This window comes from Kitasatospora sp. NPDC049258 (assembly GCF_040678895.1).
GTDB lineage: Bacteria > Actinomycetota > Actinomycetes > Streptomycetales > Streptomycetaceae > Kitasatospora.
The window spans coordinates 1-26,374 of record NZ_JBFAQT010000030.1 but is presented as its reverse complement, the minus strand read 5'-3'; the positions used below and the strand labels follow the sequence as shown (position 1 = coordinate 26,374).

General features: G+C 72.9%; 20 protein-coding genes. 8 read left to right on the top strand and 12 right to left on the bottom strand.

Going from position 1 to position 26,374, the window contains the following annotated elements:
- Positions 1-63 precede the first annotated feature (63 nt).
- Positions 64-2,154, top strand: coding sequence for a right-handed parallel beta-helix repeat-containing protein (locus tag AB0K43_RS23220; protein ID WP_363642704.1), 2,091 nt, complete (start codon positions 64-66; stop codon positions 2,152-2,154).
- A gap of 297 nt (positions 2,155-2,451) precedes the next feature.
- On the opposite strand, the gene AB0K43_RS23215 is transcribed toward AB0K43_RS23220, so the two are convergent.
- Complete coding sequence (locus AB0K43_RS23215; RefSeq protein ID WP_363642702.1) at positions 2,452-2,721, bottom strand: hypothetical protein; 270 nt, start codon at positions 2,719-2,721, stop codon at positions 2,452-2,454.
- A 75-nt stretch (positions 2,722-2,796) separates the two neighbouring features.
- Between AB0K43_RS23215 and AB0K43_RS23210 the strand changes: the two genes are divergently transcribed.
- The 3 genes from AB0K43_RS23210 (at position 2,797) to AB0K43_RS23200 (ending at position 6,380) form a co-directional block, all read left to right on the top strand.
- A complete protein-coding gene (locus AB0K43_RS23210) occupies positions 2,797-4,599 on the top strand; it encodes a ricin-type beta-trefoil lectin domain protein (protein ID WP_363642700.1) in 1,803 nt (600 codons plus the stop codon).
- Positions 4,600-4,827: 228 nt separating this feature from the next.
- Positions 4,828-5,151, top strand: a complete 324-nt coding sequence (locus AB0K43_RS23205) for a YciI family protein (protein WP_363642698.1) — start codon at positions 4,828-4,830, stop codon at positions 5,149-5,151.
- Positions 5,148-6,380: a DUF6596 domain-containing protein gene (locus AB0K43_RS23200; protein ID WP_363642696.1), complete on the top strand. Its 1,233-nt coding sequence runs from the start codon at positions 5,148-5,150 to the stop codon at positions 6,378-6,380. Before AB0K43_RS23205 ends, AB0K43_RS23200 begins: the two co-directional genes overlap by 4 nt.
- Positions 6,381-6,700: 320 nt before the next feature.
- Here AB0K43_RS23200 and AB0K43_RS23195 read toward each other — a convergent pair whose 3' ends face one another.
- Positions 6,701-7,594: a LysR family transcriptional regulator gene (locus tag AB0K43_RS23195; RefSeq protein WP_363642694.1), complete on the bottom strand. Its 894-nt coding sequence runs from the start codon at positions 7,592-7,594 to the stop codon at positions 6,701-6,703.
- 201 nt (positions 7,595-7,795) lie between these two features.
- Positions 7,796-8,638, bottom strand: a complete 843-nt coding sequence (locus AB0K43_RS23190) for an ROK family protein (RefSeq protein ID WP_363642692.1) — start codon at positions 8,636-8,638, stop codon at positions 7,796-7,798.
- A 470-nt stretch (positions 8,639-9,108) separates the two neighbouring features.
- On the opposite strand from AB0K43_RS23190, the gene phnA reads away from it, so the two are divergent.
- From phnA to AB0K43_RS23170, 4 genes are all read left to right on the top strand, one after another.
- Positions 9,109-10,461 carry a phosphonoacetate hydrolase gene (phnA, locus tag AB0K43_RS23185; RefSeq protein WP_363642690.1) on the top strand — a complete coding sequence of 451 codons (1,353 nt, stop codon included), beginning with the start codon at positions 9,109-9,111 and terminating at the stop codon, positions 10,459-10,461.
- A 115-nt stretch (positions 10,462-10,576) separates the two neighbouring features.
- Positions 10,577-11,908 (top strand): MFS transporter, encoded by a 1,332-nt coding sequence (locus AB0K43_RS23180; RefSeq protein WP_363642688.1) that lies wholly within the window; start codon positions 10,577-10,579, stop codon positions 11,906-11,908.
- Positions 11,909-11,920: 12 nt separating this feature from the next.
- Positions 11,921-13,021: a zinc-binding dehydrogenase gene (locus AB0K43_RS23175; RefSeq protein WP_363642686.1), complete on the top strand. Its 1,101-nt coding sequence runs from the start codon at positions 11,921-11,923 to the stop codon at positions 13,019-13,021.
- Between the two features lie 111 nt (positions 13,022-13,132).
- A complete protein-coding gene (locus AB0K43_RS23170; RefSeq protein ID WP_363642684.1) occupies positions 13,133-14,587 on the top strand; it encodes an aldehyde dehydrogenase family protein in 1,455 nt (484 codons plus the stop codon).
- 108 nt (positions 14,588-14,695) lie between these two features.
- Here the strand turns inward: AB0K43_RS23170 and AB0K43_RS23165 are convergent, their stop codons facing one another.
- From AB0K43_RS23165 to AB0K43_RS23125, 9 genes are all read right to left on the bottom strand, one after another.
- Positions 14,696-15,349 carry a 4'-phosphopantetheinyl transferase superfamily protein gene (locus AB0K43_RS23165; protein ID WP_363642682.1) on the bottom strand — a complete coding sequence of 218 codons (654 nt, stop codon included), beginning with the start codon at positions 15,347-15,349 and terminating at the stop codon, positions 14,696-14,698.
- A gap of 50 nt (positions 15,350-15,399) precedes the next feature.
- Entirely contained in the window at positions 15,400-17,202 is a 1,803-nt protein-coding gene (locus AB0K43_RS23160; RefSeq protein WP_363642680.1) for an ABC transporter ATP-binding protein, read from the bottom strand.
- Positions 17,199-18,020: an ABC transporter permease gene (locus tag AB0K43_RS23155; protein ID WP_363642678.1), complete on the bottom strand. Its 822-nt coding sequence runs from the start codon at positions 18,018-18,020 to the stop codon at positions 17,199-17,201. The genes AB0K43_RS23160 and AB0K43_RS23155 overlap by 4 nt, the downstream gene beginning before the upstream one ends.
- A 3-nt stretch (positions 18,021-18,023) precedes the next feature.
- The gene (locus tag AB0K43_RS23150; RefSeq protein WP_363642676.1) at positions 18,024-18,977 is read right to left on the bottom strand and encodes an ABC transporter permease; all 954 of its coding nucleotides are present in this window, start codon (positions 18,975-18,977) and stop codon (positions 18,024-18,026) included.
- Between the two features lies 1 nt (position 18,978).
- Positions 18,979-20,637 carry an ABC transporter substrate-binding protein gene (locus AB0K43_RS23145; protein ID WP_363642674.1) on the bottom strand — a complete coding sequence of 553 codons (1,659 nt, stop codon included), beginning with the start codon at positions 20,635-20,637 and terminating at the stop codon, positions 18,979-18,981.
- Between the two features lie 131 nt (positions 20,638-20,768).
- Positions 20,769-21,161 (bottom strand): nuclear transport factor 2 family protein, encoded by a 393-nt coding sequence (locus tag AB0K43_RS23140; RefSeq protein ID WP_363642672.1) that lies wholly within the window; start codon positions 21,159-21,161, stop codon positions 20,769-20,771.
- Between the two features lie 94 nt (positions 21,162-21,255).
- Entirely contained in the window at positions 21,256-21,675 is a 420-nt protein-coding gene (locus AB0K43_RS23135) for an ester cyclase (RefSeq protein ID WP_363642670.1), read from the bottom strand.
- A gap of 40 nt (positions 21,676-21,715) precedes the next feature.
- Positions 21,716-22,480 (bottom strand): SDR family oxidoreductase, encoded by a 765-nt coding sequence (locus AB0K43_RS23130; RefSeq protein ID WP_363642668.1) that lies wholly within the window; start codon positions 22,478-22,480, stop codon positions 21,716-21,718.
- A complete protein-coding gene (locus AB0K43_RS23125) occupies positions 22,465-26,307 on the bottom strand; it encodes an SDR family NAD(P)-dependent oxidoreductase (protein ID WP_363642804.1) in 3,843 nt (1,280 codons plus the stop codon). Before AB0K43_RS23125 ends, AB0K43_RS23130 begins: the two co-directional genes overlap by 16 nt.
- Positions 26,308-26,374: the final 67 nt, after the last annotated feature.

The window sequence follows — 26,374 nt, the reverse complement described above, 5'->3', positions numbered from 1 at the left end:
GGCCGCATTCCTCGGTATCGGAGCACTGCGCTCACCCCCACCCATCTGTGGAAAGGCCCCCCGATGAAAATCCTCGGACGCACCACGACCAGCCTGCTCGGCACCGCTGCCCTGGTCGCCGGCCTGGTCCTCGCCACCGGCACCACCGCCTCCGCCACCGGCACGGCGTACTTCCTCGACTGCTCGGCCGGCTCCGCCGGCGCCGGCACCCAGGCCAGCCCGTGGAACTCCCTGAGCAGCGCCAACGCGCACGTCTTCGGCCCCGGCGACACGCTCGGCCTCAAGACCGGCACCACCTGCACCGGCACCCTGCAACCCAAGGGGTCCGGCGCCTCCGGCCAGCCGGCCACCATCACCTCCTACGGAGGCGGCGCCGCGCCGGTGGTCGACGGGGCCGGTGCCACCTCCGCCGTGCACCTGGTCGACCAGTCCTACTGGACCATCAGCAATCTGCACATCAGGAACACCGCGAGCGACCGCGCCCTGCGCGACGGTGTGCTGGTGGAGTCCACCGGCAGCGCCCACAAGGCCGGCATCGTCATCACCGGCCTGGAAGTGTCCGACACCTCCGGGTGGGGCGACAAGACCGGCGCCAACGCCTCCTGGTTCTCGGCCTCCGCCGGCATCGTCGTGAAGGTGGTCGGCGGCAGCGGCCACTTCGACGGCATCACCATCACCGACAACGACATCCACGACACCGGCGGCGGCGGCATCAAGCTCGCCGGCGACACCAGCACCAAACACACCGCCGTGTACATCGCCCGCAACACCATCGACCGGGCCGGCGGCGACGGCATCGTCGTGCACAACTCGGCCTCGCCGCTGGTGGAGCACAACACCGCCACCGACCTCGGGCTCGGCAACTACCCCTTCGTCGCGGGCAACTTCGCGGGAATGTGGCCCTACAACAGCAGCAACCCCACGTTCCAGTACAACACCGTCGGCGGCAGCAAGCCCTCCACCTTCGACGCCACAGCCTGGGACTGCGACATCAGCGTCACCGGCACCTGTACGTACCAGTACAACTACTCCTACGGAAACGCCGGCGGGTTCTACCTCAACTGCGTGTCCGGCTGCGTCTTTGACCCGGGCAGCGCCGGAACGAGCAGCACCGACGTCGTCCTGCGCTACAACGTCGCCCTCGACGACTGCCGTCTGGTGCTCAGCAGCGGCACCCCCGGGACGCACTACATCTACAACAACACCTTCTACTGCCCGTCCCGGCCCATCGTCGACACGATCGGCAACAACAAGGTCATGAAGAACAACATCTTCGTGGCCCCCTCCGGCTCCTTCGCCACGGGCAGCGGCGTCGTCCTCGACTCCAACGTCTACTACGGCGGCATCGCCGCGCCCGCCGGGGACGCCCACGCCGTCACCACCGACCCGAAGCTCACCGGTGACCCGGCCACCGCGGGTCTGCGGCTCAGGTCGGGCTCACCCGCCCTGGGCAGCGGCGCCGTGGTGGCGAACAACGGCGGTCAGGACTTCTTCGGCAATCCCGTCTCCGCCACCGGCGCCCCCAACCGCGGTGCCTACAACGGCGCCGCCGCCGACGAGGCCCTGCCGATCACCAGCCTCTACAACGAGATCGGGGTCACCGCGGACAACAACGCCACCGCGGGCGGCCTGGCCTCCGCCACCCTCAGCGGCCGCACCTTCTCGGGCAACGCCCTGGAGGCCGGCGGCCTGGCCCCCGGTCAGCGGGTCACCGCCGGCGGGGTCACCTTCACCTGGCACCCCGGCCGCTACGGCACCCCCGACAACATCCACGCCACCGGCCAGACCGTCGCCGTCGGCGGTACCGGCTCCACCCTCGGGATCGTCGGCTTCGCCACCAGCAACGCCCCCTCCGCCCAGGGCACCCTCCGCTTCTCCGACGGCAGCTCGCAGGCCTTCACCCTCGCCCTGACCGACTGGTGGAACACCACCGCCACCAACGGCAACACCCTGGTCAGGCAGGTCTCGTACCAGAACCAGCACGACGCCCCCTACAACGACGCCAGCACCCCCGCCTACGGCCACACCGCCTCGCTGTGGCTCACCAAGGTGGCGCTGCCGGCCGGAAAGCAGCTCACCTCGGTCACCCTCCCCGCCGGCACCGGCACCTCCGGCACGGCGCAGCACATCTTCGCCATGGCCGTCGCCCCCTGACCGGCCCTGCCCGCCGCCTGCCGGACGCCCAGCGCCCGGCAGGCAGCGACTCATGCCCGGGCCTCAGGAGTTGTCGACGGCCGTGGGGGAGAGTTGGTCGCCGTAGCTGCGCCGCCCGCGGGGGGCGGGGCGGTCGAGGCCGAGTTCACGCAGGGCCTGCTGGCAGCGCGCGGCGATGGCGCCGAGGGCCGTGTAGGTGGCGGTGGCTTCGGTGAACTGCCGGGCGGCGGTGTGCGGTTCGGCGGGGGCGAGCGGCCCCGGCCTCGGCGCCCTCGGCCTCGCCGATGTGCCGGTGGTTCACAGGTCCGCCCAGTTGGTCGCGCCGTGGCTCTCTCGGCGGTGACCGTGGGCGGTGGCGAGTCGGGCGACGATGCCGCTGCCGCGACCGTGCTCATCCGGCGCACAACTGGCCGTCCAGGCAACGCTCTTGGGGGCGCGGCTGCCGTCGTCGACCTCGATGTGCAGGGCGTTGCCGGGGGCGTCGTGGGCATCGGGTGCCGACTCGGCCCCGGGGCACGGAAGTTCGCACCGCTCCAGCCCTTGACTCCCCCGCGCGCCAACTGCCACGGTTTGCTCGAAGCTGCTCGGACACCCCTGACTTCGAGCAGATTACTTCACTCTCCCCCATGCTTGGAGCATCGCATGAGATGGCACCAGCGCCTGGTCGGACTCGGATCGGCGGCCGTCATCGCCGCCGGCCTGGCCGCCACCGCCCCCACCGACGCCGCGGCCGACACCGTCGCCGCCAACACCAGCACCGCCATCGGCGGTAAGCCGATGATGGGCTTCAACAACTGGGCCCGCTTCACCTGCGCCGCCCAGGCCAGGCTCGACGGCACCAGGACGGGCTACTCGTTCCAGCAGTTCATGCAGGACCAGGCCAAGGCGATGAAGGACACCGGCCTGGTGGCGGCCGGCTACACCAACCTCACCGTCGACGACTGCTGGATGCAGCGCACCGGCGCCGGCTACCTGCACGGCGCCGCGGCCTGGAGCGGCAGCAGCCAGCCCGGCTTCGACTGGGAGCTCACCGACTACGCCGCCTACGTCCACAGCCAGGGGATGCAGGCCGGCCTCTACAGCACCTCCGGCGTGAACACCTGCCAGGGCGTGCCCGGTGGTGTCATGGGGCACGAGCAGGCCGACGCCAACTCCCTGGCGTACTGGGGGATCGACTCCCTCAAGCTGGACAACTGCGGCACCACCCTGAGCAATCGTCAGCAGGAGTTCACCGCGACGGCGAACGCCCTGAACACCGCCACCGCCGGCAACCCGCGCAAGATCCTCTTCAACGAGTCCGCACCCGCGGGCGTCGGCCCCGACAGCAGCGCCAAGTACCAGACGATGGAATGGGTCCGCGGGCTCGGCCAGATGTGGCGGGTCAGCCCGGACATCGCGGTGTGGCACAACACCAACCCGGTCGCCTCCGCCTGGGACTGGCCGCACGGCGGTGACTACTACGAGGGCGGGGTGCTGCAGAACTTCGCCGACACCGTCGCGCTGGCCCGGTACAACGGCTCCGGCAACCACAACGACGCCGACATGCTCCTGATCGGCGACAACAACCAGCTGACCCTGGCCGAGCAGCGCAGCCAGTTCGCCCTCTGGTCGGCCATGGGCTCCCCGCTGATGATCAGCTCCGACGTGCGGAAGATGGCCGCCGACCCGACCACCTACGCGCCGCAGCTGGACATCCTCAAGAACGCCGACATCATCGCCGTGGACCAGGACACCACCGCCGGCGGCTACCTCGCCTCCCGGCAGGGCACCACCAGCGGCTCCGGCGTCGACGTGGTCGTCAAACCGCTCTCCGACGGCTCGCGGGCCGTGGTCGTCCTCAACAAGAACTCCACCGCCACCAGTTACACCCTGGACCTGGCGCGGGTGGGCTTCGCCAACCTCACCTGCGCACGCACCGCCAAGGACCTGTGGAGCCACGCCACCAGCACGGTGACCGGGTCCGTCACCGCCACCATCGGCGCCCACGACAACGCGATGTTCACCATCGCCCCCGGCGGCTGCGGCGCCGCCGTCCCGGTCGGCCAGATCCAGGCCGCCCAGCCCGGCTTCCAGCAGGCCGCCTACTGCCTCGACGCCTACGGCGGAGCCACCAACGGCGCCACCGTCGGGCTGTACGGCTGCACCGGCAACGGCAACCAGCAGTGGCAGCGGCAGACCAACGGCCAGGTCACCTCGCTGGCCGACAGCACCCTGTGCCTCTCGGGCGAGACCACCGGCCTCAAGCTGCGCACCTGCGCCGGCGGCGACGCCAAGCAGATCTGGAGCTACAACCGCGCCGGCCAGCTCAAGGCCAACGGCCTGTGTGCCGACATCGCGGGAGGAGCCCTGAACAACGTCAACGCCGCCGTCGCCACCTACGCCTGCGGCAGCTACCAGCCCAACCAGACCTGGAGCGCTCCCTTCGCCGCCGCACCGACCTCCTGAGCCCCTGGGTCCCGTGTCCTGGGTCCTGTGGTGATGACGCGCCGACCGGCGTACCGCGTCGGGCGGCGCGTATCCGCGAAGCTGTGCGGGTGGCGGAGCGACTACGGATCCGGGGCGACCGGGGGCGAGAAAATCCGGGCGGAGGTGTCGGACCGGGGCGGAGCCGTTCGTCGTACGGGTGAGCGGTCGCCCACGAGGGGCGTCCCCGAGTGCAGGAGATGGTGCGCGATGCAGTACCTGGTTTCCGTGATCACCGACTCGACCGACCTCGCCACCCCGGACGAGGAGGCCGCGATCGACGTGTTCAACGAACGGCTCCAGGCCGACGGCCACTGGGTCTTCGCCGGCGGCCTCGGCGGGCCCGACACGGCCACCGTGATCGACAACCGCGGCGCGGAGGCGTTGCTCACCGACGGGCCCTTCGTGGAGTCCAAGGAGTTCCTCATCGGCTTCTGGATCCTGGAGGCCGCCGACCTCGATGTGGCGCTCGCACTGGCGGCCGAGGGGTCGAAGGCCTGCAACCGGAAGGTCGAGGTGCGGCCGTTCCTGTGAGCGGGATCGACGCCACGGCGGCGATCGCCCGGGCCCACCGCGAGGAGTGGGCCCGGGTGGTCGCCGCCCTGACCGGACGCTTCGGCGACCTCGACATCGCCGAGGAGGCCGCGGCCGAGGCGTTCGCGACCGCCGTCGAGCGGTGGCCGGTCGACGGCGTACCGCCCAACCCCGGCGCCTGGCTGACCACCACCGCCACCCGCAAAGCCATCGACCGGCTCCGGCGCGAGAGCAAGCGCGGCGGCAAGCAGCAGGAGGCCCGGCTGTTGTACGACGACGCGCCGCCCGAGCCGCTCGGCGCCGTCGACGACGAGCGGCTACGGCTGATCTTCACCTGCTGTCACCCGGCGCTGGCGATGGAGAACCGGGTGGCGCTGACGCTGCGGATGGTCGGCGGACTGACCGTGCCCGAGATCGCCCGTGCCTTCCTGGTGCAGGAGACCGCCATGGGCCGGCGGATCACCCGCGCGAAGGCCAAGATCAAGGCGGCTCGCATCCCCTACCGGCTGCCGTCCGCGCAGGATCTCCCGGCCCGCGTGTCCGGCGTGCTGGCCGTGCTCTACCTCGTCTTCAACGAGGGATACCTGGCAACCGGCCCCGGCACCGATCCCGTACGCCAGGACCTGACCGCCGAGGCGATCCGGCTCACCCGCCTGATCCGTGCCCTCCTGCCGGCCGACGGCGAGGCGGCCGGGCTGCTGGCGCTGATGCTCCTGATCGAGGCCCGCCGTACCGCCCGGGTCTCGCCGGACGGCGAACTGATCGCCCTCGGTGAGCAGGACCGGACGGCCTGGGACGCGGCGCTGATCGCCGAGGGCCACCGGCTGGTGCGCGAGCGCCTGGCCGCCGGCGCGGCTCCGGGCCGCTACCAGCTCCTCGCCGCGATCAACGCCGTGCACACCTCCGCCCGCGAGGTGCGCGACACCGACTGGTCGCAGGTCGTCGCCCTCTACGACCGGCTCGCCCGCCTCGACCCCTCCCCGATCGTCGCGCTCAACCGCGCCATCGCGGTCGCCGAACTCGACGGCCCCCAGGTGGCGCTCGCGACCGTCGACCGCCTCGCGGACCAGCTGGCCGACTACCACGCCTTCCACGCGACGCGCGCCGACCTGCTGCGGCGCCTGGGCCACGACCGGCAGGCCCGCGCGGCCTACGACCGGGCCATCGACCTGGCGGGCAACACCGCCGAGATCGCCTACCTGACCCGCCGCCGCGACCAGCTGGGGTAGCACCGGCGCAGCCGGCTACATCTCCTCGATGCGCTGTTCCCGGGCACCGAGCGTCCGGCCCCCGGCCGGGCTCGTCGCCCGGGTCCTCGTTGCCCCAGGGGTCGGCCGATCCGTCCAGGTAGCCGGCCGCGTACATCGTCGCCAGGACGAGGTGTTCGTCCAGCAGGAGCCACGCCTCGTGGAGCCAGTTCCGGCAGTAGAGGTCGTTGGTGTACTCGTCGATGTCGTCGCCGTAACCGCGCTCTGCCGGCAGGACGCACAAGGCCGTTCTCGGGCTTGCGACCCGCGGGCGTCACCCACCGGCTCCGCCGCCTGCGCCGTTACGCGGGCCACTGCGGGAAGGCTCTGGCCAGGGCGACGAACGCCTCCTCCGGCGGGGTGAGGACTCGGTCGGCGCGCCTCACCAGGGAGATGGTGCGGTGGGGCGGCGCCGGCACGACGGTGAGTGTGGCGAGCCGCCCGGAATCGCTCTCCTGGCGGATGACGTGTTCGGAGACCACCGTCATGCCCAGACCCTGACAGGCGGCCTGCTTCAGGGTGTCCAGTCCCCACATGTCCCACTGCTCGGCGCGCTCCAGGCCCCACGTCCGCAGCGCGGACTCCTGGAGCCGCCTGGTCGCGGATCCGCTCTCGCGCATCAGAAACCTCTGTCCGGCCAGGTCGGCCGGGATCAGCGACCGCCCGGCGAGGGGCGAGTTCGGGGCGGCCACGAGCACCATGGCCTCCTCGAACATCCCCTGGGCAACGAGCTGGTCATCGCGCGGCGGACCGGCGCACAGGCCGAGCGCGACCTCGCCGCGCACCAGCCATGACTCGACGGCATCCGCGTTCCCCACCCTGATCTGGCAGGCGACCTTGGGAGCCCGCGCGGCGAACTCGGTGAGGAGATGAGGCAGAAGGTAGGTACCCAGCGTGCTGGTGCCCGCCAGAACCAGCCGCCCGGCATCCGGGCCACGGCATTCGGCGACAGCCCGTTCGAGATCGTCCAGGATCTCGAAGATCCGGCGGGCATGCTCCACGACGATCTCCCCGGCCGGGGTGGGACGGGCACCGTGGCTGGTCCGGTGGACAAGCGGGACACCGAAGGAACCCTCCAGGTTCCGGATGTGGTTCGACACCGCCGGCTGGCTGGTGAACAGCGACTTGGCGGCACCCGAGAATCCCTTGGACTCGATCACCCTTACGAGAACTTCCAGCTGGTGCAGGGTCACCATGCTGCGCACCTCCACCCTCGGGCCGTCCCTCGACCCAGGAGGCCACCCGGACGCAGAAGGGATATCGGACACGGAATCCGCGCAAGACCCATTGGAGCGTGGATTCCGACACCGACGCAAGGGTCGTCGCACACTCAACCAGGAGAAACCTCCCAGGATGTCCGTCCGGGCGGCCCGCCGACCACGACCCGCCGACCGCGGTCAGCACCCGTCGGCCAGCTCCTGGGCCATCATGGCGACACCCAGGGAGGCCGCTCGGCAGCCCAGTTCACCCGCGACGACCTCGGGCCGCCGCCCCCCTTCCGTGACCCGGTCGAGGGCGTTGCCGAACATCTGCACAAGCGCGGCGCCAACCGGGGGCCCCGACCCACCGATCACCACCCGCTCCGCCCCGGCCGCCGTGATCATTCCTGCGAGCACTCCGGCGTCCTCGCTTCGAAGCGCCCCTGTCCCCGACCCTTGCGGGCTCCACGCGGCGCTGAAGGTCACCTCCTCCGCCGGCCGGCCCCCGCGCACCACCGCAACCACGAGCGGGTCTCGCGACGTCACGAAGGCGAATGCGGCACAGCCACGGCCGGCCCCCAGACGGCTCTCGGCCACAGCGCCCGCGTGCCCCGCGTGCCCGAGCGCGACCGGCACCTCGAGGTGTTCCTCCAGCCAGGAACGCAGCGGCAGATCGACCCACCCCAGTTCGACGGACGACACGGTGCCCGCACCGCGGTCGACGGACCCGAGGACCGCGATGCCGGCGGCGGCCGCCGCCGTCCCCCGGCGGGCGGCCAGGTCCACGAGGTGGGCCGCACAGCCGAGCACGGTGTCGACAACGGCATCCGGCCCCCTGTCCGGCCTGGTGTACCAGCGCTCGGATTCCCGTACCCGGCCGTCGGCGGTCATGACGGCCCCGCTGATGAAGCCCACGCCGATGTCCAGAGCGATGACGCTCGGGCCGGCCGCCGCCCTCTGCCGCGGTACCCCCGGCACGACGACCTCCGGGACGCTCCTCCCGGCACGGACGGTGGGTGCGCCCACGACGGCGGCACTCATGCGGTGCCTCGGCACAGCGGCCGGGCCCGGGTGGCAGGAGAGCGGGTGACAGCCATGACCACCTTGCCTCTGTGTAGTCCTGGGATTGCGTGCGGGGCGCGGGCCGCGCGCGGGTCGGCGGATCGGCCGTCCGTCCCACGGACCGGGACAGCTGGGGCGCTTCCCGGTCGGCGGCGGACCTCGCGTTCCGATGGTCGTCGTGCGCGGGCGGCGCGACAAGGTGCGATGTGCTGATACGGCCCATAACCGGAGCGTACGAACCCGCTGTTCACGGGCCGTCCGGATCCGCGAAATCGTCGGCGCGCGGATTGTTGGTGCAGAGATCTCGAACTCCGTCGCCGGATGCGGTACAAGCCCGCCCCGCCGGTTTATGGAGGGGATAACCGGATCGGGGGTTCCTGCCGGCCGCCCCCGGTACCACCCTCGTGTTGCACGCAGATGACAAACACTTATCGCACCGAGGAGCTGCTGTGACATCAGGGACGTTCACCGTCAACGGCAGGACATACGCCAGGCCCGCCAATCCTGTCGTGGTGATCTGCATCGACGGCAGCGAGCCGGACTACCATGTCGAGGCGATGGCGGCCGGGCGGATGCCCTGGCTGAGCAAGGTTCTCGACGGCGAGGGAAGCTCCTGGCCGGCGCACTGCGCGATGCCCGCTCTCACCAATCCGAACAACGTGTCCATCGCCACCGGGCGGCCGCCGGCCGTACACGGCATCAGCGGGAACTACATCTTCGACACCGGGCTCGGTGCGGAGGTGCTGATGAACGACAAGCGGTTCCTGCGCGCGCCCACGATCCTGGCCGCGGCGAACGAGGCGGGTCTGGACGTCGTCGTGGTCACCGCGAAGGACAAGCTGCGCAGGCTGCTCGGCGCCGGCCTCGTCGAGGAGGGCCCCTCGCTCGACGGATCCGGTGAGTTCGTCGCCCCCTCACGCCGGGGTATCTGCTTCTCCGCGGAGAAGGCGGACCAGGCCACCGTCGGGGACAACGGCATCGACGATGTCCTGGCCCTGGTCGGAAAGCCGCTGCCGAACGTCTACTCGGCCGACCTCAGCGAGTTCGCCCTGGCCGCCGGTGTGCGGATCCTCGAAACCCGCGGCGCGGACCTGATGTATCTGTCACTGACGGATTACATCCAGCACAAGAACGCACCCGGCACACCGGCCGCCAACGACCTCTACGAGAAGATCGACCACTACGCCGGGCGGTTGGCGGAGCTCGGAGCGACCGTCGTGCTCACCGCCGACCACGGCATGAGCGCCAAGACCGACGCCCAGGGCCGCGCCCAGGTCGTCTACGTCGAGGAGGAGGTCCGACGGATCCTGGGCGTCCCCGAGGGCGCCGATGCCGAGGGACTGCGGGTCATCCTTCCCATCACCGATCCGTACACGGTGCACCACGGTGCGCTCGGCTCCTTCGCGAGCGTGTACCTCCCTGCGGGCGCCGACCGCGCCGCCACGATCGAGGCCCTGCGGGCCATCGGGGGTGTGGAGGAGGTCCACGGGCGTGAGGAGGCGGCCGCCCGCTTCGCCCAGCCCGCCGATCGGATCGGCGACATCGTGGTCCTCGCCGAGGCCGGCACCGCCCTCGGCCGGTTCCCCGCCTGGCACGACCTCAGTGGGCTGGACGCACCGCTCAGGTCCCACGGTGCGCTGGGCGAGCTCCAGATCCCGTTCCTGATCAATCGCCGGCTGCCGCAGCCCGAACTTCTCGACGAGCCCTTCGGCGACCCCGCCGTGATCCACAACTACGACGCCTTCTGGGTGGCCACCACGCTGGTCGCCGAGGAGGACCGCGACAGCGCTCGCGCGCGATGACACCCCGTGGCCACCCCTCCCGGGAGTGGCCACGGCACCGCGGCAGCTGCCGCCTCGACCTCACGCCGCGTGCCCTGCGGCGCTCACCGGCACTCCCCCAGATCGGTTGAGAACCATGTCGAATGCCGAAAACCTCAGACCCGACGCCAAGCCGCCGGGATCCTGGAACCCCACCCCAGAACTCCTGGAGGAGGGCACCTACGACCGGCTCAAGTGGCGCATGCTGCTGGCCGCGATGTTCTGCTACTTCTTCTTCTACACCGGCCGGCAGACGTTCGGCTTCGCGATCCCCGGCATCCAGGCGGACCTCGGCCTGAGCAAGGCGACCCTGGGCGGGATCAGCGGCATCCTGCTCTGGTCGTACGCCGCGGGCCAGATGATCAACGGCAATCTCGCCGACAAGTTCGGCGGTCGGCGCATGATGACCGCCGGCGCCATCCTGTCCACACTCCTCAACTGGTGCACCAGCTTCTCGACCGGCCCCAGGGCGTTCGCCTTCCTGTGGGGCGCGAACGGGTTCGCGCAGTCGCTCGGCTGGCCCTCCGGCGGCCGGGTCATCTCGAACTGGTGGGGCCCCTCCGAGCGGGGCAAGAGCTTTGGCTTCTACACCTTCGCCGCGGGCATGGCCTCGGTCCTGGCCTACGTCACGTCCACGATCGTCGTCGACACCCTCGACCTCAACTGGAAGTGGATCTTCCGAGCCCCCGTGCTGCTGATGCTCGTCGGCGGCATCACCTTCTACCTCGTCGCCAGGGACAGCCCCGAGCAGGCCGGTGTCACCCTGCCCGCCTCCGCCACCGCGGAGGAGACCGACGAGGCCCAGGGCACGGCCGCGGCCGGCGCCGGGGAGACGTCCTTCCAGCGGTACAAGGCCGTGCTGCGCAACCCCAAGATCTGGTCCGCGGGCATCGCCATCGGTTTCCAGAACGCGGCCCGCTACGGCCTGCTGATCTGGGTGCCCGTCTACTTCCTCGGCGACAACTGGAAGAAGGGCGGCGGCGGCATCAGCCCGCTGTGGATCTCGGTCGCCCTGCCCGTCGGCATGGCGATGGGCGCGCTGGTCAACGGTCAGATCTCCGACCGGATCTTCGGCGCCCGCCGGGACCGCCCGATCATCCTGTTCATGGTCATGGGTGCCCTGATGTCCCTCACCATGTACGCCGCACCGCTGAGCGTCACCACCGGCATCGTGGTCCTCTTCCTCACCGGGTTCTTCGTCTACGGCCCGCAGTCGTCCTTCTGGGCGCTGTGCCCCGACATCGCCGGCCGGCGCATGGCCGGCACGGCGACCGGCGCGGTCAACTGCTTCGCGTACCTCTTCGCGGGCGCGGCCGAGCCGCTGATCGGCAGCCTCATGGACCAGACCGGCAACACCAGCCTCATCTTCCTCATCGTGGCCGGCGCCTGCGGATGCAGCGCCCTCGTCGCCCTCACGATCCGACGCTAGGCGGAACCGGACATGACGCAAACCAACACCGCGAACCCCGCACTCCGGACGCCACCCCCGCCGACCGCGGCCATCTGGTCAGGGCCGACGAAGGGCTTCAGCGTGGAGCAGCAGCCGCTGCCCCGGCTCCTGCCCGGCGAGGTGCTGGTCCGCGTCGAACTCGCCACCGTGTGCGGCAGCGACCTGCACACCATCGCCGGCGACCGGCCCACCCCCCTGCCGACCGTCCTGGGACACGAGGCCGTCGGCCTCGTCGAGGCGGTCGGCGGCCAGGTCACCACCGCCGACGGCCGGCCCGTGGTCCCCGGGCAGCGGATCACCTGGACGATCGGCACCTCCTGCGGCACCTGCCGGCGCTGCACCCGGGGCGTCCCGCAGAAGTGCGAGAGTGTGCGCAAGTACGGCCACGAGGCCATCACCGACCACTGGCGCCTCAACGGCGGCCTCGCGACCCACTGCCACCTCGTCGCCGGCACAGGGCTGGTCACCGTGCCGGCCGCGCTCCCCGCCGAGGTCGCCGCGCCCGCGAACTGCGCCACGGCCACCGTCGTGTGTGCGGCCCGGCGTACCGAACTCACGGCCGGTGACACCGTGGTCGTGATCGGCTGCGGAATGCTCGGGCTCACCGCCATCGCCTACGCCCGCGACCTCGGCGCCGAGCACGTCATCGCCTGCGACGTCGACGCGTCCCGGCGGGAGCTGGCACTGGGGTTCGGCGCCACCGTGGTCTGCTCCCCCGGCGCACTGGAAACCGCGGTCAGGGAGTTCGGATCGGACGTCGTCCTCGAACTGTCCGGCAACCACAAGGCCGTCCAGTCGGCTCTGGACCTCGTCGGGTTGGACGGGCGCGTGGCACTCGTCGGCTCGGTGTCACCCGGGCCGACGGTGGCCTTCGAGCCCAACACCTTCGTCCGCAACCTCACCCACGTGGTCGGCAGCCACAACTACGCGGTCGAGGACCTGGCCGAGGCCGTCAACTTCCTCGTACGCACCCCGGTACAGGACCGGTTCGCCCAGCTCGTCCCCGATTCCTTCCCGCTCTCGGACATCGACGCGGCCGTCGCCGCGGCCCGCACCGGGGCGGCCCCGCGAATCGCGGTGCGCATGGGCTGACACCGCTGCCCCGCACGGCGACATCCACCCACCACCCGGCAGAACGGCGCTCATCCGCACCCCTGGTCACCCACGGGCCCCCGGGCCATCACTCTTCCTACGGAGTTCTCCATGTCGCAGCCGATCCCTGACCATCTGCTCAACCACATCGGCGGCCGCTGGTTGCCGTCGCGGACCGCAACGACACGACCGAATCTCAACCCTGCGGACCTTTCGGACGTGATCGGCGAATTCACGGAGTCCGACACCAAGGACGTCACGGCCGCCGTCGACGCGGCGGCCGCGGCCCAGCAGGAATGGGATGCGGCCGGACCCATCGATCGTGCCAAGGTCCTCTCGGCCGCGGCCCGTCTGATCGGTGAGCGCTCCGAAACGTTCGCCGAGGCGATCACCCGGGAACAGGGCAAGCGCCTGTCCGAGGGCAGGGGTGAGGTCGCCCGGTCGCTGGCCATCCTGGACTTCACGATCGGGGAGGCCCGCCGTATCAACGGGGTCACCACGCCGGCGGAGGAGCCCCGCACGCTGGCCATGACGTTCCGACGGCCGCTCGGCATTGTCGGTCTGATCACCCCGTGGAACTTCCCGGTCGCCATTCCGATGTGGAAGGTGGCCCCCGCCCTGCTCGCCGGCTGCACGGCGGTCCTGAAGCCCTCGCCGCTGACCCCCTGGACCTCGGCCTTGCTGGTGCAGGCGTTCGCCGACGCCGGGTTGCCCGCCGGCGTCCTCAACCTCGTCCAGGGCGACCGCGACCCCGGCGAGGCACTGGTCTGCGACCCGCGGGTCGCCGGCATCTCCTTCACCGGATCGCTGCCGGTCGGGCAGGCCATCAACCGGGCGGGCGCGAGCAGGCTGATGCGAACGCAGCTCGAACTGGGCGGCAAGAACGCGCTCATCGTGCTCGCCGACGCCGACCTCGACGCGGCCGCGGACGCCGTGATCCACGGCGCGTTCGGCCAGAGCGGCCAGCGGTGCAGCGCCACCAGCCGTGTCATCGTGGACGGTTCGGTCCACGACGAGCTGCTGCGGCGCCTCGTCCCGCGGGTCCGCGCCATGCGGATCGGACGCGGCGACCAGGACTGGGCGGACATCGGCCCGGTGGTCAACGAGGAGCGGCTGAGGGCGTGCCTGTCCGCCGTACGAACGGCCGTCGAAGCCGGTGCCACGCTCGCCTGCGGTGGCGGGGAGGCGACCTTGGACACACCCGGCTACTTCATGGAGCCCACCGTGCTGACCAACGTGGCCTGGGACAGCGAGATCGCCCAGGAGGAGGTCTTCGGCCCGGTGCTCTCCGTCATCGCGTGCGACGGGTACGAGGACGCCATGCGGATCTCGAACTCGGTGAAGTACGGGATGTCGGGCACCATCTTCACGCAGAACCCGTCGCGGATGTTCCAGGCGCTGCAGGACTTCCAGGCGGGCATGCTCCACGTCAACCGTCCGGGTGTCGGCGCCTACTCCCACCTGCCGCACATGGGCGCGAAGGCGTCACAGCTCGGCGCCCCCGAGTGCTCCCTGGACGTGTGGAACTTCTACACCGACCTTCGATCCGCCTGCATCAGGTACTGACGCCCCGGCGACCGCCCGGCCCGTGCGATCCACGGGGTCGCCGCTGCGGTGGTGCCGCCCCGCCGGACCCGAGGACGATCGGGTGGCCGGACGTCCGCCGGCGATGCTTCACCGCAGCGGCGCCGTGGCCGCGGTCAGGACCAGGCCGTCCGAGACCAGCCAGCGTCCGGTGAAGCCGCGGGGGTGCGGGGCGCCGGGCGGGTGCGGCAGCCGCAACCGGGCCCACCAGGTGCCGTCCGGGGTCAGCACGACATCGGCGTCGGCGAAGTCCAGCGGGCGCCCGGTCATCGGGTACCAGGCCTTGAACACCGCCTCCTTGGCGCTGAACAGCAGCCGGTCCCAGTGGATCCCGGGGTCGGCCCGGCGCAGCGCGTGCCGGCGGGAACGCTCCTGGGGCAGCGAGACGGCCGTCAGGACGCCGGGTGGGAGCGGCTGGTGGGGCTCGGCGTCGATGCCGAGCACCGGCAGGTCGCTGCCCCGGGCCACCGCCGCGGCCCGGTAGCCCGCGCAGTGGGTCATGCTGCCGACGATGCCCCGGGGCCAGCGCGGCTCGCCGCGCGGGCCGGGCAGGATCGGCACCGGCGGCAGTCCGAGCCGGCCGAGCGCCTGCCGGGCGCAGGCCCGGACGGCGGTGAACTCGGCGCGCCGGGCCGGGACCATGGCGGTGGTGAGCCGCTCCTCCTGCGGCAGCAGGCGGCCTTCACCGTGCTCCCCGAACGACTCCGCCCAGGCGACCGCACCGGGCAGGACCAGGCTGATCATGCCGGCTCCGGAGCGGGGCCCCGGCGCGGTCGGCCGGGCCGGTGCGCCGGTCACCCGGCCGCCCGGGCGGGGAGGGCCGCCGGGAGCGCCACCGGGAGGGCCGCCGCGAGCAGCCTGCGGGTGTAGTCGGCCTCGGGGTGGGCGAGGACCTGGTCCACCTCTCCGGTCTCCACCAGCCGGCCGTCCTTCATCACGGCGATCCGGTCGGCGAGGTGGTGCACGACGCCGAGGTCGTGCGAGATGAACAGCATCGCCAGGCCGAGGTCGCGGCGCAGGTCGGCGAGCAGGTCGAGGATCTGGGCCTGGACGGAGACGTCGAGCGCGGAGACCGGTTCGTCGCAGACCAGGATCCGCGGGGCCGGCGCCAACGCCCGGGCGATCGCGACGCGTTGGCGCTGGCCGCCGGAGAGTTCGGTGGGGCGGCGCCCGAGCAGCGCGGACGGCAGGCCGACCTGGTCGAGCAGGTCGGTGACGCGGCTGCGGCGCTCGCGGCCGCGGGGGACGCCGGTGCGGGCCAGGGCCTCGCCGATCAGCTGCTGCACGGTGTGGCGGGGGTCGAAGGAGGAGAGCGGGTCCTGCTGGACGGCCTGGATGCGCAGCCGCTCGCCGCGCCGCCGCCGTTCGGGCAGGGCGCTCCACGCCCGGCCGTCCAGCCGGACGGTGCCGGAGTCCGGGTGCTCCAGGCCGAGGACGATCCGGGCGACCGTGGTCTTCCCGGAGCCGGACTCGCCGACCAGCCCGAGCGTCTCGCCCGCCGCCAGCCGGAGCGAGACCTGCTGGACCACCGGGCGGCCGCCGAAGGACTTCGAGATCCGGTCGACCTCGATCAGCGGCACCCCGTCACCTTCGGGACCGGCCGTGGGCGAGGTGCCGGGGGCGGCCACCGGGGCAGGAGCGGGAGCCGCGACGGACAGCGCCGCGGTGGCCACCTGCGGGTGCCAGCACCGCGCGCCGTGTCCGTCGACCGGCGGCACGGTCTGACGGCAGGTGCGGTCGGCGGCCGGGCAGCGGCGCGCGTACGGGCAGCCGTCCGGCCCCGGCGGGGTGCCGTCGGGGTGCGGAGCCGCCAGCCGGGAGCCCCGGGTGGCGGCGCCGGGGACGGCGGCGAGCAGGGCCCGGGTGTACGGGTGCCGGGGGTGTGCGAGCAGCCGCGCGGTGGGGCCGGACTCGACGATCCGGCCGCCGAGCATCACCGCGACCCGGTCGGCGAGCCGGGCGACCACGGACAGGTCGTGGCTGATCAGCAGCAGCGCGGTGCCCTGCTGCCGGAGGCCGTCCAGCAGGTCGAGCACCTGGGCCTGGACGGTGACGTCGAGCGCGGTGGTCGGCTCGTCGGCGATCAGCAGGTCGGGGCGGCCGGCCAGGGCGGAGGCGATCAGGGCCCGCTGGCGCAGTCCGCCGGAGAGCTGGTGCGGGTACTGCCCGGCGCGCCGCTCGGGGTCGGGGATGCCCGCGTCGGCCAGCAACTCCCTGACCCGGCGCGGCCGTTCGGGTCGACCGGCGAGCCGGTGGACCCGGAGCGGTTCGCCGACCTCGGCGCCGACCGTGCGCAGCGGGTCGAGCGAGGTGAGGGCGTCCTGGAGGACCAGCCCGATCCGGCGGCCGCGGACGGTGCGCCACGCGGACTCGGTGAGGGTGGTGAGGTCGTGGCCGTCGAACTGCAGCCCGCGGGCGGTGACGGTGGCTCCGGCGCCGGTCAGACCGACCAGGGTGCGGGCGGTGACGCTCTTCCCGGAGCCGGACTCGCCGACCACGGCCAGGCACTCGCCCCGGTCGAGGGTGAAGGAGACGTCCCGTACGGCGTGGACGGCGCCGAAGCGCACGTCCAGGCCGTCGGCGGCAAGCAGCGTCATACCGGGGTCCTTTGGGTGAAGCGGCGCTGCGCGCGGCGTCCGACGGCGCCGGCGGCGAGTGCGGTGAGGGTGATGGCGGCACCCGGGAAGACACCGATCCACCAGGCGGTCTGCAGGAAGCTGCGCCCCTGCGAGAGCATCGCGCCCCACTCGGGGGACGGTGGCTGCGGGCCGAGGCCGAGGAAGCTCAGCCCCGAGACGGCGATCAGCGAGGCACCGAAGCCGACGGTGGCCAGCACCAGCATCGGCCCGATCGCGTTGGGCAGCACGTGCCGGGCGATCAGCAGCGGGCGCGGCAGGCCGAGCAGCACGGCGGACTCGACGTAGCCGGACCGGCGCACCACCAGGGTCTCGGCGCGGACGATCCGGGCGTAGCCGGGGACGAAGGCGACCGCGATGGCGATCATCACATTGACCGAACCGGTGCCGAGCACGCTGACGGCGAGCAGCGCCAGCAGGATCGGCGGCAGGCTGAGCAGCACATCGGCGAGCCGCATCAGCACCTGGTCGGCCGTGCGGCCGCCGAGCGCCGCGGCCAGGCCCAGCACGGCCCCGCCGACCACGGCGAGGGCGGTCGCGCCGAGCCCGAGCAGGAGGGAGGGCCGGGTGCCGTGCAGGACGCGGGCGAACAGGTCGCGGCCGAGCTGGTCGGTGCCGAACCAGTGGCGGGCGCCGGGCGGGGTCAGGGCCCCGGCCGGGTCGGTCTCGACCGGGGAGGCGTGGGTGAACAGGCCGGGCGCGAGGGCGGCCAGCACGATCAGGGCGAGCAGGGCGGAGGCGAGCACCAGGGTGGTGCGGCCGGCGGCGGGTCTGGCCATGGGTCACCGGCTCCTGAGTCGGGGGTCGACGGCGAGGTGGAGCAGGTCGACCAGGGTGGAGATCAGCACGAACACCAGGGCGGAGAGCAGGACCAGGCCGATCACCAGCGGCATGTCCTTGTTGGTGGTGCCCTGGAGGCTGAGCGCGCCGATGCCGGGGCGGCCGAAGACGCTCTCGACCAGCACCGCCCCGCCGAGCAGCGAGCCGGTGAGCCAGCCGGCCAGGGTGAGGGTGGCGGCGGCCGCGTGCCGCAGCGCGTGGCGCAGCAGCACGGCGGGCCGGCCGAGCCCGCGGGAGCGGGCGGTGAGCGTGAACGGCTGCCCGAGCGCGCTCTCCAGGCCCTCCCGGAGGACCTGGGCGAGGACGCCGGCGACCGGGAGGGCGAGTGTGACCGCGGGCAGCACCAGGGCCGGTAGGCCCTGGTCCCCGGCGACCGGGAAGATCTGCAGTTGGAAGGAGAAGGCGGTGAGCAGCAGGATCCCGGTCCAGTACGAGGGGCTGGAGACGGCGAGCAGCTCGGCGAGCGATCCGATGGTGCGCAGGGCGCCCCGGCGGCCGGCCGTCGCCACCGCGCCGAGCAGCGCGAGGGCGGCGGCCAGCAGCAGTGCGGCCAGGGCGAGTTGGACGGTGGGGCCGAGCTGGTCGCCGATCAGGTCGGCGACCGGCCGCTGGAGCTGGTAGGACTCGCCGAGGTCTCCGGTGGCGAGCCGCTCCAGGTAGTGCAGGTACTGCACGGCGACCGGCTGGTCGAGGCCGAACTGGGCCCGGATCTGCGCCTTCACCTCGGGGGTGGCGGCGGTGCCCGGGCCCAGCATCACGGTGACCGGGTCACCGGGGATCAGCTGGAGGGCGGCGAAGGCGACCGTCGCGGCCCCGAGCAGCACCGCGAGGGCGCCGAGCAGTCGTCGTGCCGCCCCGCGCAGCAGCCCGGGGAGGGCGAGGTCGGATCGGCTCATCTCACTTACCGAGCCAGGCGTCGTGGAAGTTCAGCCAGGTGTTCGGGTCGGCGGTGAGGCCCTGCACCTGGGCGGAGCGGCCCACCACGGAGGTGCGCACGTAGAGCGGCACGATCAGGCCGAGGTCGATGGCCCGCTGCTGGGTCTTGGCGTAGAGGTCCTGGCGGACCGTCTTGTCGAAGGTGGCCTTGCCGGCGTTGGTCCACTCGTCCAGCTGGGCGTCCTGGTAGAAGGTGGCGTTCTGGCCGCCCTTGGCGGGCTGGCTGGCGCTGTTGAAGTACAGCCGCAGCACGTCCGGGTCGAAGCGGGCCCAGCTGTAGTCGGCGATGTGCTCCTTGCCGCCGTAGACGTTGGAGATGTAGGTGCCGATGTCGAGCCGGGGGCGGGTGACCTCGATGCCGATCTTCTTCAGGTCGGCCTGGATCGCCTGGCCGAGGGTCTCGCGCTGCTCGCGGACGAACTCGGCGGGCGGCAGCGGCCATTCCAGGGTGAGCCGCTGCCCGCCCCGGGTGCGGTAGCCGTCGGCGTCGCGGGTGGTCCAGCCGGCGTCGTCGAGCGCCTTGTCGGCGGCCGGCCGGTCGTACGGCCAGGAGTTCTCCAGCGACTTGGCGTAGCCGGGGGTGGTCGGCGAGATCGGGCTCCAGGCGCGCTTGTAGACGCCGAAGTACACGCTCTTGATGTCGGTGTCGAGGTCGATGCCGCGCTGGACGGCCTTGCGCACCTGCGGGTCGTCCAGCGGCGCCTTGCTGGCGTTCAGCACCAGTGCGTAGTTGGCGCCGGGCGCGTCGGTGGAGAGCAGCTTCAGTCGCGAATCGGCCTGCACGGTCTTGACGTTGGCCGGCGGGATCGGGTCCGCGACCTGCACCTGGCCGCTGGTCAGGGCGCCGAGGCGGACCGAGTCCTCGGTCAGGAAGCGGATGGTCAGCTTGTCGAGGTACGCGGGCCCCTGGTGGCCGGCGCCGGTCGGCGCCCAGGCGTAGTCGGGGTTGCGGCTGAGCACGACGTTCTGGCCCTTGGTGTAGCTGGTGAAGACGAACGGGCCGGTGCCGACGTCCACCGGGCCGCCGGAGCCGAGCTTGGTGCCGTTCTCCTTGATCGTCTTCGGCGAGTAGAAGCCCAGGTAGGCGGTGCTGGCCGCCTGCAGGAAGGGCGCGAACGGCTCGGCGAAGGCGATCTTCACGGTGTGCGGGTCGATCACCTCGGTGCCGGTGTACGGGCCGAGCAGGCTGGCCGCGTACTGGGACTTGGTCTCCTTGGCGACGATCCGGTCGAAGTTGGCCTTCACCGCCTCCGCGTCGAACGGCGTGCCGTCGGTGAACTTCACGCCGTCGCGCAGGTGGAAGGTGTAGCTCTTCAGGTCGGGTGCGATCTCCCAGGCGGTGGCCAGCCAGGGCTGGAACTCGCCGGAGGCGTCCTGGTGGACCAGCGAGTCGAAGACGTTGCGCTGGATGGCGCCGGTGATGTCCTGCTGGCTGACGTGGATGTCGAAGGAGATCGGCTCGACGTCGGTGGCGTAGGTGAGCGAGCCGCCCTGGACGGGTGCGCCCTGGGCGGTGTCCTGCGCCGGGCCGGCCCCTCCGGAGCCGCAGCCGGCGATGAGCAGCGCTCCTGCGGTGAGGACGGCGAGCAGCGGAAGGGGCCGGGGCCCGGTTCTGGGCATGCTGGTGACTCCATTGCGAATGGCGGGGGTTGAGCTGGGCGAATGCCGAAAAACTATCCGCGGGCCGGGCTCCCGGGCACCCCTACCCGACCCCTAGCGCACCCCTGACGGGTGCCCCCGGCGCACGGGGCTCAGAGCGGATAGCGGGGCACCGAGCGGCGGTGGGCGATCCGCCAGCCGTCGGGGGTGCGTACGAACGCGTCGAAGTAGTCGCCGTTGTGCACGCTGCCGTCGGCGAGGATCGCCAGATAACGGCTGCGGCCGCGGACCGTGCCGTCGGCCTCGAGGGTGAGCACCGAGTCCAGCGTCTGGTGGTCGGGAGACTGCGGGCCGAGCTCCTGGCTGAACCTGCGGATCTCCGCGAGCCCGTTGAACACCGCACCGGTGCGGGCGAGTTCGATGGTGCCGTCGGCGGCGAACACCTCGCCGAGGGCGTCCGCGTCGGCGTTGTCGAAGGCGTGCGAGAAGCGGGCGAGCAGCTGCCGCAGCTGCTCGGCGTCGGACGGGGTCGGCCGGGCGGGCACGGGGGCCTCCTGGTGGGTGCGGGACAGGCCCGGCCGGCGCGGTACGCCGGGCCGGGCCTGTCCGGGCGGGGTGGGTGTTACGGGGATCGCGGGGTCAGACGGGCACGGCGGCGAGCTGCCGGATGATGCCGAGCCGGTCCGGCAGCACGTTGTACCGGACGACCTTGCCGTCCCGGATGGTCAGCGTGCTGATGCTGTGGCCGGTGAAACTGCGTCCGGTGGCGGGGACACCGAAGACCGGGCCGACGTGGACGCCCTCGATCCGCCAGAAGGCGATCACCCGGTCGCCCTCGGCCACCAGGTCCTCGACGGTCGCCTTGACGTCCTGGACGTTCGCCCAGAGCCCGCGCAGGTGGTCCCGGAAGTCCTCCCTGGTACCACTGCCGCCCGGGCCCACCAGGGTCTCGTCGGCGGCGTCCTCGGCGATCAGCTCCTCCACCAGGTCGATCCGCTGCTCGCTGACCAGCTCGTGGTAGTAGCGCTCGACCAGGGCCTTGTTCGCCTCGATGCTCATCTCTGTTCTCTCCTAGGTTGGTTGGAACGGTGGTGGTGGGTCAGGTACGGGCCGGCGGGGGCAGCAGGATGCCGCCGTTGGCGCTCAGGCCGCCGTCCACCGGAATGGTCACCCCGGTCACGTAGGAGGCGGCGGGCGAGGCGAGGAACCAGAGCACCTCGGCCTGCTCCCGCGGGTCCGCCCAGCGCTGGGCGGGGATCCGGCGGGTGATGAAGGCGGAGAACTCGGGGTCGGCGACCTGGCCGGCGGTCATCGCGGTGACCGTCCCGCCGGGCGCGATGGCGTTGACCCGGATGCCCTCGGCCGCGTAGTCGATCGCGGCCGCCCGCACCAGGTTGATCACCGCCGCCTTGGTCGTGTTGTACGCCCAGGTGCCCGGGTCGCCGCGCAGGCCCGAGACCGAGGAGGTGGCCACCACCGACCCGCCGCCGACCGCCCGCAGGGCCGGCACGACGGCCCGCAGGCCGAGCACCACGCTGCGCACGTTGACCGCGAACAGCCGGTCGAAGCGCTCCACCGCGCCCGGCGACTCCAGCGGCCCGCCGCCGCCGATGCCGGCGTTCAGCACCGCGGCGTCCAGCCTCCCGAACCGCTCCCGGGCCAGCTCGACGGCGCGGGTGTTGGTGTCCTCCTGGGCCACGTCGCCGGCCAGCGTCACCACGCCGTCCAGTTCGGCGAACTCGTCCAGGCCCGCCTTGTCGATGTCCACCGCGACCACGCGGTGACCGCGTTCGGCGAACAGCCGGACCGCCGCCGCGCCGATGCCCGACGCCGCTCCGGTCACCAGGACTACCGGGTCGACCATGCCTGCTCCTTCGTCTCGATCCACTGCCGGACGGCGTCCGCCGTCGTCGGGGTGTGCTGCTCCAGCACGGTGAAGTGGTCGCCGGGGATGTCCCGCACCTCGTGCGGCACCGGCCAGTAGGCGCGCCAGTCCTGGCGGCCCGTCGGGTCCAGCACCGTGCCGCGCAGCGGGGTGTCGGCCCGCAGCGCCAGCACCGGTGCCGCGACCGGGCCGGGGTGCCAGCCGTCGAAGACGGTGTTGTAGCCGCCCATCGAGGTCAGGCTGGCGTCGCTCCACACCATGTCGTACTGCTCGATCCGGTCGAGCATGCCGCCGAGCATCGCGGTCAGCCACCACTCCCCCATGCCCTCGCGGACGGCGCTGTCGATCGGGTAGGAGTCGACCAGCACCAGCCCGGCGACCGGACGGCCCTGGGACTCCAACCGCTCGGTGACGGCGTGCGCCACGCAGCCGCCCATCGAACGGCCCACGATCACGAACGGCCGCTCCGTCCCGACCAGGTCGAGCACGGCCTCGGTGTGCAGCGTCAAGAAGGTGTCGAGGCTGTCCGGCAGGTGCTCGCCCGGCGCCCAGCCGGGCGAGGGCAGCACGAACACGTCCCGCTCACCCTCGAAGGCGTGGCCCAGGCGGGCGTACTCGTGCGGACCGGAGATGGCGCTCAGCGCCGGGAAGGCGACCACCGCCAGCGGGCCGTCCCCGGTGGCGAGCCGGATCGGGGCCAGGGCGTGCGCGGACCGCTGGGGCCCGGTGAACCGCGGCCGCAGGTGGGAGGCGACGCCGATCAGGGCCGAGGCCTCGGCGAAGCTGCCCTGGGCGGCGAGCCGCCGGTAGAGCGTCGACAGCGGGTGCCGCGGGTCGTCCCCGCTCGCCGGCACCGGCTCGGGTCCGCCCCCGACCGGCCCCTCCCCGATCAACTCGGCCAGGTGGCGGGCGAGTTCGGTCGGGTCGGGCCGGTCGAAGGTGATCGTGGGCGCCAGCCGCAGGCCGGTCGCGGCGGTGAGCCGGTTGCGCAGCTCGACCGCGGTCAGCGAGTCCAGCCCGAGGTCGTTGAACGGGCGGCCGGGCGCGACCGCCGCCGGTTCGGTGACCAGCACGGCCGCCACCTCGGTGCGGACCAGCTCCAGCAGCGCCGCGGTCCGCTCCTCGGCGCCCAGCGCGGCCAGCCGGGACCGCAGCGCCCCGTCGCCGGCGGCGCCGGATCGGGCCGCCGTACGGCGCGGTGCGGGCGCCAGGGCCCTTAGCAGCAGCGGGAGTTCGGCCTGGGCGCGGAGCGCCGGCAGGTCCAGCGGGGCGGCCACCAGATAGCCGGCGTCGACCCGGCCCGCGGAGTCGAACAGCCGGGCGCCGCGCGCGCCGGGGATCGGCCGCAGGCCGGCCCGGGCCGCCCGCCGGTGGTCGGCCTCGGTGAGGTGGGCGGTGACGCCGCCGACCTCGGCCCACTGGCCCCAGGCCAGCGACTGCGCGGGCAGGCCGATGGCGCGGCGGTGCGCGGCGAGCGCGTCGAGGTAGGTGTTGGCCGCCGCGTAACTGGCCTGCCCGGGGCCACCGAGCACGGCGGCGACGGAGGAGTAGAGCACGAAGGCGGCCAGGTCGTGGCCCCGGGTCAGCTCGTGCAGATGCCGGGCGCCGTCGGCCTTGGGGGCCCAGACGGTGGCCAGCCGCTCCGGGGTGAGGGCGGTGAACACGCCGTCGTCGACCACGCCGGCGGTGTGGATCACGGCGGTGAGCGAGTGCTTCGCCGGGATCGCGGCGATGGCGGCGGCGAGCGCCGCACGGTCGGCCGCGTCGGCCGCCGCGATCGTCACCTGTGCGCCCGCCGCTTCCAGCTCGGCGCGCAGTTCGGTGGCGCCGGGGGCGTCGGGGCCGCTGCGGGAGAGCAGCAGCAGCTGACGTACGCCGCGCTGCTCGACCAGGTGTCGGGCCAGCAGCGCGCCGAGCACGCCCGTGCCACCGGTGATCAGCACCGTGCCGTCCGGGTTCCACGGCCGGGCCGTGCCGACCTCGGGCACCTCCGCCCGGGCCAGCCTCGGCACCCTGATCCTGCCCTCGCGCAGGGCGAGTTGGGGCTCGCCGGTGGCGACGGCCGCGGCCAGCGCCTGCTCGGAGGCCGGGTCGCCGTCGGTGTCCACCAGCACGATCCGGCCCGGGTGCTCGGACTGCGCGGAGCGCAGCAGCCCCCACACCGGCGCCACCACCGGATCGGGCGAACCACCCGCCACCGCCACCGCGTCCCGGGTCACCACCACCAGCCGCGCATCCTCCGCAGCGTGCCCCAGCCAGGACTGCACCGCGGCCAGCACCTCCGGCAACACCTCCTGACCGGCCGCGACCGTGAGCCGCTCGAAGTCCTCCGCCGCGTCGGCGGGCCGCGCCGACTCCGGCCAGGTCAGCTCGAACAGGGCGTCGCGGTCCTCGTCGCCGGCCGGGGCGAGCTGCTCGGCGGAGACCAGGCGTGCCCGCAGCGCCTCCACCGAGGCCACCGGTGCGCCGGTCGCGTCGGCGACCTCGACCGAGATGGCCTCCGGCTCGGTGTACCGCAGCCTGACCCGCAGCGCCCCGGCGCCCGCGGCGTGCAGCCGCACCCCGGTGTACGCGAACGGCAGCCGGCTCGCCCCCGGCGGGGTGTCCGCCAGGCCGTGGTGGGCGGTGATGTGCACGGCGGCGTCCAGCAGCGCCGGATGCAGGCCGAAGCGCCCGGCCTGGTCCCGGTGCTCGGCGGGCAGCTCGACCTCCGCGAAGAACGTGTCGCCGTCCCGCCAGGCCGCCCGCAGGCCGCGGAAGGCCGGTCCGTACGCCAGACCGGCGGCGGCCAGCTCCGGGTAGACCTCGTCCACCGGCAGTGGCTCGGCACCCGGCGGCGGCCAGGCCGTCAGGGCCTCGCCCGGGTCGGCCGGGCCGCTCAGCAGGGCACCCGACGCATGGCGGGTCCACTCCTCCTGGGTCCCGGCGGGGCGGGAGTGCACGGTGACCGCGCGGGCGCCGGTGGCATCCGGCTCCTGGACCGCGACCTGGACGTGCACGGCGCCGCGCTGGGGCAGCACCAGCGGGGCTTCCACCACCAGCTCGTCGAGCACGGTGGCGCCGACCTCGTCGCCGGCCCGGATCGCCAGCTCCAGCAGCGCGGTACCGGGGACGATCACGGTGCCCTGCACGACGTGGTCGGCCAGCCACGGGTGGGTGGCGAGCGAGAGCCGTCCGGTGAGCAGCGCACCGCCGCCGTTCGGCAGGCGGGTGGCGGCCCCGAGCAGCGGATGGCCGGCATCGACCAGGCCGAGGCCGCCGGCGTCGGCGGTGCGGGTGGCGGTCTCCAACCAGTAGCGGCGGCGCTGGAACGGATAGGTCGGCAGCACCACCCCCACCGGCCGCTCCGCACCCAACAGAGCCGTCCAATCCACCGGATGACCCTCCACATGAACCCGGGCCAACGCCGCCAACACCGTCGACACCTCACCCCGGTCCCGACGCAGCGCCGCCGCCGTGCGGGGCCCCTCCAGCGCCGCCTCGACCAAGCCGCTCAGCGTGCCGTCCGGACCCAACTCGATGAACGTCGTCACCCCCTGCCCGCCCAACTCCCCGACCACATCCGCGAACCGAACCGCCTCCCGGACCTGCCGCACCCAGTAACCCGGATCCGTGAGCTCCCCCACCGAGGCCACCCGGCCCGTCAGATTCGACACCACCGGGATCGACGGCGCCCGAAACGTCAACGACGACGCCACCGCACCGAACTCCGCCAACATCCCGTCCAGACGCGCCGAATGGAACGCATGACTCACCCGCAACCGACGCGTCCGCCGACCCGCGAACCGACCCACCACCTCCAACACCGCACCCTCGTCCCCCGAGAGCACCACCGACCGCGGCCCGTTCACCGCCGCCACCTCCGCCCCCGGC

Excerpts from the sequence above, each read along its gene's own strand:
- AB0K43_RS23220 (WP_363642704.1), top strand. The coding sequence starts at position 64 with ATGAAAATCCTCGGACGCACCACGACCAGCCTGCTCGGCACCGCTGCC.
- AB0K43_RS23210 (WP_363642700.1), top strand. The coding sequence starts at position 2,797 with ATGAGATGGCACCAGCGCCTGGTCGGACTCGGATCGGCGGCCGTCATC.
- AB0K43_RS23205 (WP_363642698.1), top strand. The coding sequence starts at position 4,828 with ATGCAGTACCTGGTTTCCGTGATCACCGACTCGACCGACCTCGCCACC.
- AB0K43_RS23195 (WP_363642694.1), bottom strand. The coding sequence starts at position 7,594 with ATGGTGACCCTGCACCAGCTGGAAGTTCTCGTAAGGGTGATCGAGTCC.
- AB0K43_RS23190 (WP_363642692.1), bottom strand. The coding sequence starts at position 8,638 with ATGAGTGCCGCCGTCGTGGGCGCACCCACCGTCCGTGCCGGGAGGAGC.
- AB0K43_RS23180 (WP_363642688.1), top strand. The coding sequence starts at position 10,577 with ATGTCGAATGCCGAAAACCTCAGACCCGACGCCAAGCCGCCGGGATCC.
- AB0K43_RS23175 (WP_363642686.1), top strand. The coding sequence starts at position 11,921 with ATGACGCAAACCAACACCGCGAACCCCGCACTCCGGACGCCACCCCCG.
- AB0K43_RS23170 (WP_363642684.1), top strand. The coding sequence starts at position 13,133 with ATGTCGCAGCCGATCCCTGACCATCTGCTCAACCACATCGGCGGCCGC.
- AB0K43_RS23165 (WP_363642682.1), bottom strand. The coding sequence starts at position 15,349 with ATGATCAGCCTGGTCCTGCCCGGTGCGGTCGCCTGGGCGGAGTCGTTC.
- AB0K43_RS23160 (WP_363642680.1), bottom strand. The coding sequence starts at position 17,202 with ATGACGCTGCTTGCCGCCGACGGCCTGGACGTGCGCTTCGGCGCCGTC.
- AB0K43_RS23155 (WP_363642678.1), bottom strand. The coding sequence starts at position 18,020 with ATGGCCAGACCCGCCGCCGGCCGCACCACCCTGGTGCTCGCCTCCGCC.
- AB0K43_RS23150 (WP_363642676.1), bottom strand. The coding sequence starts at position 18,977 with ATGAGCCGATCCGACCTCGCCCTCCCCGGGCTGCTGCGCGGGGCGGCA.
- AB0K43_RS23145 (WP_363642674.1), bottom strand. The coding sequence starts at position 20,637 with ATGCCCAGAACCGGGCCCCGGCCCCTTCCGCTGCTCGCCGTCCTCACC.
- AB0K43_RS23135 (WP_363642670.1), bottom strand. The coding sequence starts at position 21,675 with ATGAGCATCGAGGCGAACAAGGCCCTGGTCGAGCGCTACTACCACGAG.
- AB0K43_RS23130 (WP_363642668.1), bottom strand. The coding sequence starts at position 22,480 with ATGGTCGACCCGGTAGTCCTGGTGACCGGAGCGGCGTCGGGCATCGGC.